The following is a 6,836-nucleotide window of genomic DNA, read 5'->3' on the forward strand; positions in this document are numbered from 1 at the left end:
CATAGGAGGACGGGAGATCCTTCGGGTCGGCAGTGACCGTGACGGTGGTGGGAACTTCGACGGTGACGCGTTCAGATTTGCCGCTTTCTGCACTGCACCCGGCCAGTGTGAGTGTGGCAGCTGTAAGCAGACCAGTGACAGCTTTGGCGCGGGTGGATGTGCGAGAAATGGGCATCATGCCCACATATTAAAGCGCTAGGTTAGCTATTGCCTGTTCGGCGATGGCCTGGGCTTTCACGGATTCTTTCTGGTTGGTCAGCACCACGACAGCGGTAGTGTCCTTCGCCACGGCATACACGGCACCGTCAAAGCCGGGCACTGTGCCACCGCCGGCACGACCTCCGCTCCAACCATCAGGCTGTTCGGCCGGGTCGGTGAGATCCACCGGCGCGGCCCAATCAACGACCTCGCGGGCGGCAGCAGGACTTTCTGTGTGGCGGATGATCACTTGTAGTTGTGGTTCTTCCGGATAAGACCAGAACACGCAGGCAGGAGTATCAAAGCGAGTGTCTGTTCCTTGAGACGTGACTTTTTGGCCATTGGCATCGGCCACGAATTGGGTGTCCAGGTACGGGCACTCGGTCATGCTCTCGCGAGGTACATCCGGCAAGGCATCGGCAGCCAGTGCGGAATCATGTGTGGGAGCAGAAGTAGGTGCGGCTTCTGGTTCCGCCTGCTCGGCGGAAGAACACGCGGTCATCGCGGAAAGGGCCGAGGTACAGGCGATGGCACCTGCGGTGAGACGCCAGGTGCGGGCGGGTACGCTCACTTGCATGACAGCCATGCTACCGACCAGGGGTAACGGAACGGAGGCGCCAGGCACGCGGGCGCTTGATGTTGGCATCGCGATGCTGACCTTCTTCTTGCTTTTTGTCTCCCTCGCCGGAATCTTCGGTGCGAGCCTTGAACAAGCAGCCGTCATGGTGTTGCTCATCGTGGTGTTCGGCTTCATGTTCGCCTTCGGCATCTTCAATCTTCCGCGCTGGAATACGGTCGGCCGTTTCGCCTGGTTATTGGGGCTCACAGGCGTGTGGATCGTGGCCATGATGTTCACCCCAGTGGCGATTTACTGGGTATTCACCCTGTTCTTCCTGTTCATGCGTGCAGTGGACAATTGGATCGGCATTTGTGGCGTGATCGTGCTGCTCGCCATCGCGATCCTCATGCAGGCACCCCGCGGGCTGACTCTCGGCGGGGTGATGGGCCCAGCAGTATCCGCGCTGGTGGTCATCATGATCACCTATGCCTTCAAGGTGATCATCCGTGTCAGCGCCGAACGCGCAGCGCTTATCGACGAGCTTGTGAGCACCCAAGACCGTCTCGCCGCCACCGAACGTGAAGCTGGCGTGGCCCAAGAACGTCAGCGTCTTGCCCACGAAATCCACGACACGGTGGCGCAATCCCTGTCCAGTATCCAGATGCTCCTGCACGCAGCGGAACGCGATCTGCGCGAAACCCGGCTGACTGCAGAAGAACTTGAAGTGCCACTTAAACGCTTAGAAGCAGCACGGCATTCAGCATCGGACAATCTCTCCGAGACCCGCGCGATGATCGCAGCGCTCACCCCGGCACCCCTGTCGGAGACTTCCTTGCCGGAAGCGCTCGAGCGCATCGCGTCCTCCTTCGCCAATGCCGGTGAGGTCGACATTGACGTGGAGATCGACGGGGAGCCACAGCGCTTGCCCATGCGGGTTGAAGCCGGATTGCTCAGGATCGCGCAGGGGGCGGTGGGAAACGTCGTTAAGCATTCTGGCGCAACGCGCGCACGCGTGACCGTGACTTTCGCGCCGGCCGAAGTGCGCCTTGATGTGGTGGATAATGGAGCGGGCTTTGATGCGGACGCGCAGCCCGAAAAACCTGTTGGATTGGGGCATATCGGCCTTGATGCGATGCGGACGCGCGCCCGTGAGCTCGGTGGCGAGTTGGTCGTTGAATCCGCGCCCGGTGGGCCAACTGCGGTGTCTGTGGCCGTGCCAATTGACGATGCAGAAGAAACCACAGGTAGGATCAATCAAAAGATTGAGGAGGAAGAATGATTCGCGTCTTGCTTGCCGACGATCACGAGATCGTCCGTCTTGGCCTTCGCTCAGTTCTGGAGGCCGCCGATGACATCATCGTTGTCGGTGAAGTAGCTACCGCAGAAGGTGCGATCGCCACCGCGCAGGCTGGCGGCATTGACGTGATCCTCATGGACCTCCGCTTCGGTGCCGGCGCCCAGGGCACTCGCGTGACCACGGGTGCGGAAGCCACTGCGGAAATCCGCGCGACCATGGCGAATCCGCCGAAGGTGCTGGTGGTGACCAATTATGACACCGATGCGGATATTCTCGGTGCGATCGAAGCGGGCGCTGTTGGCTACATGCTCAAAGATGCTCCCCCGAGCGAGCTGCTGGCTGCCGTGCGTTCAACCGCGAAGGGCGACCAGGCAATGTCGCCGATGGTGCGCAACCGCCTGCAAACGCGTGACCGTGCCCCGCGCTCCTCGCTCACGCCGCGCGAACTGGAAGTGCTCCAGCTCGTTGCTGGTGGGTCCTCCAACCGTGAGATCGGCCAGCAGTTGATGCTGTCGGAGGCAACAGTGAAATCCCACCTCGTGCATATCTACGACAAACTGGGCGTGCGTTCGCGTACCTCCGCTGTGGCATCGGCACGCGAACAGGGTGTGCTCTAAAAAGAGCGCTGAAAACGCTGCGAACTAGGCGTTTGCGTTGCGGTAAGCGTCAAGAATCTCGAATGGGATCTTGCCGCGCTGCGCGACCCTAAGCCCCTTCTTGCGGGCCCACTCACGGATCTGGGATGCCTCAACGCGACTGCGCGGATCCTTCGGCACCTCACGTGCAGCAGCGATATACGGCGTCAATACATCGTGGAAGCGCTGCAGGTTCGCCTTAGACAAGTCAAGCGCGTAATCAATGCCGTTGAAGCTGAACTTGACTGACTGATGGTCGGATTCCGCCAGCGGCGTCCCGTCAAGGTCGTCGTAATACTGGGTGACTTCACGCCGCGCCATCGCTAATCCCTTTCTGCAGAAAAGTGTATATATCTAAATTCTAGGTAAAAACTTACTATTAACCAGAATTCAGCGCTGAAGAGGGGTGGCGCGACGTGTGCGGTAGAACTAGTCGCGCTGCAGCTTTTCCTGGATCTCCGCAGCCAGGGTGTTGATGTCGCGGTCGATCGTGCCGTGTGCGAGACGACGCTGAGCATCATTCATCTGCTCGACGTTGTTCACGGCATTGTCCAGTTCATCCAGACGCACCTCGGCATCACGACGGAACTTATTGTCCAGCGAGTCATTGTCGTCGATCTGGCGACGGATTGCCTCAACGCGGCCCTTGAGCTCAGCGCCCTGGCTGGAGTAGCGCGCCATCTCAGTCGCGGTCAGACCAGCTGCGCGCGCACGGTCATTGACCTGCTTCTCCTGGTAGGACGTCAGCGCACGGTACACCAGCGGAATGAGCACCGGAAGGAGAATACGGGAAGCGCCGACCCACTGCTTGGCCTTCTTTTTGGTCAGGCCGGATTCCTGAATCTTCTTCAGCTCGGTCTTGGCCAGCTGCTTCTCGTGCTTCTGCTTATTCTTGAGGCCCTTCTTCTCTTCCTTGAGCAGGCGCTTTTCTGCTTTGTCCAAAAGCTTGGCGGTGCGCTTGTCCTGCTTTGCCTCGTCCTTAGCCAGCTGGCGTGCGCGTGCCTCAGCCGCCTTGATCTCGGCCTTGGTCTTCGCGCGGGATTTACGGATGCTTTCGAACAGTCCCATGGTTTCGGTGCTCCTGATCAGTTTGAATGTCGTTTCGCTATTTGTCCCATTCAACTTTACCCATCTCGAGCCATTAGGCTTGGGCTCGGTGAAAGAAATGGGAAGCGATGAAATTTCGCTCGTGCGGGCGGGCGATCTCGTGGGGTGCAGGTACCACCTGCGCCAGCGTTTGGCTCACCCCGAGATTCCGCCGCTACCCGAGGCGGTGGAGCGCCAACCACAGGTCGACGCCGGGCGCGCCGCAGTCTTTGGGCTTCTGCCTGAGCAAAGAGCGCTTGGCGACGGCAGGCGTAAACCCTTCTCCCGCCTCTTCCTCGACCCAGCTGCACCGGTGGCAGAGCGTGAAGCCGCAACCCGCAAGGGGATTAAAGACCGCGCCACCTTGATCATTGATGGGGCACTGACCGGTGTGATCGATGGCGTGCCGGTGCTCGCCGAGATCGATGTTCTCGTGCGCCAAGAAGATGGGGCATACCTGCCGGTGATTGTGTCTAACCACCGTGTGGCACGTTCCAGTGAGACCACCACGATGCAGTTCATCCCCACCCGCCGACTGGGTCTGGGCAAGCCTTTGGAAACTGGAGCGAAAGCCCGCCATCACACAGTCGATGGCTACCGGATTGCCCTTGCGTATCTGCTCTTGGCTGATGCTGGCATTGCTGCTGAGCTCGGGGGCGTGGTCGGCCAGGACCGCGAGCGCGCATATCTCGGGCAGGCTGACCGTTATGTTGAGGCCCTGCGTGCGGCGCTGGCCACGCCGACGCCTACCCAGCCGCTGCGCCTGAAACAATGCGCGAGCTGCCGTTACTGGGCATTGTGCGAGCCGGAACTGAAAGAAATGGACGATATTTCGCTGGTCTTCCCAGGCCAAAAAGCTCGTCCTTTGCGTGAACGCGGTATCACTACGGTCGCTCAGACCATCGACGCTGATCTGGGGGAGACCAGCAAGATCGCGCGTGCTTGGCGGGAAGGTATTCCGGTGCTGGCGCGAAGTGATTTCGAGCCTGGCCCGGAATTGACTGGCGATGTTGAGATTGATGTGGATATGGAGGCCTACCTCGACCAAGGCGCCTACCTGTGGGGCGCATTTGATGGCACTGACTACCGTGCCTTCGCAACGTGGGAAGAAGTTGGCGGTGCGGATAGTTCTGCCGAGGAGGAGAATTTCCACGCTTTTTGGTCCTGGCTGCGCGCCACCCGTAAGCAAGCACATGAGCAGGGCAGGACCTTCCGCGCCTATTGCTACGCGGCGGGAGGCGAGAACCACTGGTTGATGGCTTCAGCCCGCCGCTTCGAATCTATTGATGAAGCGGAGGTGCGAGCCTTTATCGCCTCCGATGAATGGGTCGATGTGTTCTCCCATGTCCGCCGTCACCTCGTGGGCACAGACGGGCTGGGACTGAAAGTCGTCGCACCCGTTGCTGGTTTCCATTGGGACGATGACGATGTGGATGGGGAGCGGTCGGTGGCGTTGCGTCGAGAAGCACGCTTGGGCAGCGTTGATGCCCGTGAGATGCTGATCCGCTATAACGAGGACGACTGCCGTGCGACGGCCGCTGTACGCGCCTTTCTTAAGGCTGGGGCTCCGGGGATCCCCCGCCTTTCTTCACTGTGAGCGCCAACCACGTAGCAATACCCACGAGCAAAGCCAGGAAGCCGCAGATGATGCCGATGAATCCGGCCCAACTGGTGAACTGGAAGAGCCAGCCGGTCAGCGCGCCGAGCGCCGAAGAGCCGATGTAATAGAAGAACACATAAGCACTCGATGCCTCCGCGCGGTCATGCGTGGCCACCTGGCCCACCCAGCCGGATGCGACCGAGTGCATGGCAAAGAAGCTTGCCGTGAACAACAGCAGGCCCGCGAGCGTGAACCACAGGTTGCCACTGATCAGCGTGATTGCGCCGAGCAGCATGATCGCCGCCGAGATGGCCATCACGCGACCGCGACCAGCTTGCTTGACGTACACGCCAGCGCGTGCCGACGACCACGTGCCCGATAGATACATCAGATACACCAGCCCCGCCAGCGCGGGTGGGAGTCCGAAGTGGTCGATCGCGCGGAAGCCGAACATGTTGTACACCGACACGAACATGCCCATGCCCAGAAACGCGGTGGCATAAAGCCCGACAAGCCGCCAATCAGACAGGTGGCGCAGCATGGCGGAGAGCTCATTGCTGGGGTTCAGCCTCTTCGGCTCAAACCGGCGTTGTGCTGGCAGTAGCGCCCACATGATCAGAGAGAACGTCAAAGCAGTGACTGCACCGGCGAACAGGGCCCAACGCCAGCTAGCCACCTCCAAGGCGAAAGCTGGAATGAGACGACCGATGAGACCGCCAATAGAATTGCCGGCGATATACAGGCCCATCGCACCGGCAGCATCAGAAGACTCGATCTCCTCGGAGATCCACGTCATAGCCACTGCCGGGGTGCCGGCAATGAGGCAGCCTTGAATGAAACGCATCACGATGAGCTGCTCGCCCGTCTGCGCCAACGGTAGGCACAAGCCCAGGGTGGTGGCCAAAAGCGCGGAGATGATCAGCACGCGTCCGCGGCCGAAGCGTTCGGAAAGAATTGAAGCCGGTACCACGCACAAAGCCAGTCCGCCGGTCGTGGCAGACACGGTTAGGGCTGCGCCACCCTCGGTCATGCCGAGTTCGTCGGTAAGCGTTGGCAGGAGCGCTTGCGTGGCATAGAGGGAATTGAAAATAGCTAGACCAGCGAAAAGAAGTGCGAAACTGGCGCGCCGGTACTCGGCAGTGCCCTTGCGGATCCCTTCTGGTCTTTGTGGCTCCATAACTAACTATCCAAGCACGCGTGCGTGACACAGACCACATCGGGGGACCCTTGCGGAATTAGGCGAGCCTAACCTATAGTCATTTTTGGGATCGGAATTAGCCGAATCTCGTTGCGAAAATCAGGTCGCGTCACCCCGGGTTCCTCCAGCCCCGGCTAAGCGCACAAAAGGACCGCCACTGCTTTCTGGGAGCAGCGGCGGTCCTTCTTCTTATGCGGGGCGTGAACTTAGGGTTAAGTAGCAGAATGTGTGTCTGATTCTTGTGATTTCCGCAGATCAGACTA

Annotated in this window: 7 protein-coding genes; 3 read left to right on the forward strand and 4 right to left on the reverse strand. The window is 60.0% G+C overall.

What is annotated here, in order from left to right:
- Positions 1 to 187: 187 nt before the first annotated feature.
- Positions 188 to 700 carry a DUF2020 domain-containing protein gene (locus Q0X21_RS09615; protein WP_297851670.1) on the reverse strand — a complete coding sequence of 171 codons (513 nt, stop codon included), beginning with the start codon at positions 698 to 700 and terminating at the stop codon, positions 188 to 190.
- Positions 701 to 773: 73 nt separating this feature from the next.
- On the opposite strand from Q0X21_RS09615, the gene Q0X21_RS09620 reads away from it, so the two are divergent.
- Positions 774 to 2,036, forward strand: a complete 1,263-nt coding sequence (locus Q0X21_RS09620; protein WP_297851664.1) for a sensor histidine kinase — start codon at positions 774 to 776, stop codon at positions 2,034 to 2,036.
- On the forward strand, positions 2,033 to 2,671 hold the full coding sequence (locus tag Q0X21_RS09625) for a response regulator transcription factor (protein WP_297851665.1): 639 nt from the start codon (positions 2,033 to 2,035) through the stop codon (positions 2,669 to 2,671). Before Q0X21_RS09620 ends, Q0X21_RS09625 begins: the two co-directional genes overlap by 4 nt.
- A 24-nt stretch (positions 2,672 to 2,695) precedes the next feature.
- On the opposite strand, the gene Q0X21_RS09630 is transcribed toward Q0X21_RS09625, so the two are convergent.
- On the reverse strand, positions 2,696 to 3,010 hold the full coding sequence (locus tag Q0X21_RS09630) for an Lsr2 family protein (RefSeq protein ID WP_297851666.1): 315 nt from the start codon (positions 3,008 to 3,010) through the stop codon (positions 2,696 to 2,698).
- A gap of 108 nt (positions 3,011 to 3,118) precedes the next feature.
- Positions 3,119 to 3,757, reverse strand: coding sequence for a DUF6474 family protein (locus Q0X21_RS09635; RefSeq protein WP_297851667.1), 639 nt, complete (start codon positions 3,755 to 3,757; stop codon positions 3,119 to 3,121).
- 97 nt (positions 3,758 to 3,854) lie between these two features.
- On the opposite strand from Q0X21_RS09635, the gene Q0X21_RS09640 reads away from it, so the two are divergent.
- The gene (locus Q0X21_RS09640) at positions 3,855 to 5,372 is read left to right on the forward strand and encodes a TM0106 family RecB-like putative nuclease (RefSeq protein ID WP_297851668.1); all 1,518 of its coding nucleotides are present in this window, start codon (positions 3,855 to 3,857) and stop codon (positions 5,370 to 5,372) included.
- On the opposite strand, the gene Q0X21_RS09645 is transcribed toward Q0X21_RS09640, so the two are convergent.
- Positions 5,329 to 6,552 carry an MFS transporter gene (locus Q0X21_RS09645; RefSeq protein WP_297851669.1) on the reverse strand — a complete coding sequence of 408 codons (1,224 nt, stop codon included), beginning with the start codon at positions 6,550 to 6,552 and terminating at the stop codon, positions 5,329 to 5,331. The genes Q0X21_RS09640 and Q0X21_RS09645 overlap by 44 nt on opposite strands.
- Between the last annotated feature and the right edge of the window lie 284 nt (positions 6,553 to 6,836).

This window comes from uncultured Corynebacterium sp. (genome assembly GCF_947253065.1).
In the GTDB taxonomy this organism is placed as follows: domain Bacteria; phylum Actinomycetota; class Actinomycetes; order Mycobacteriales; family Mycobacteriaceae; genus Corynebacterium.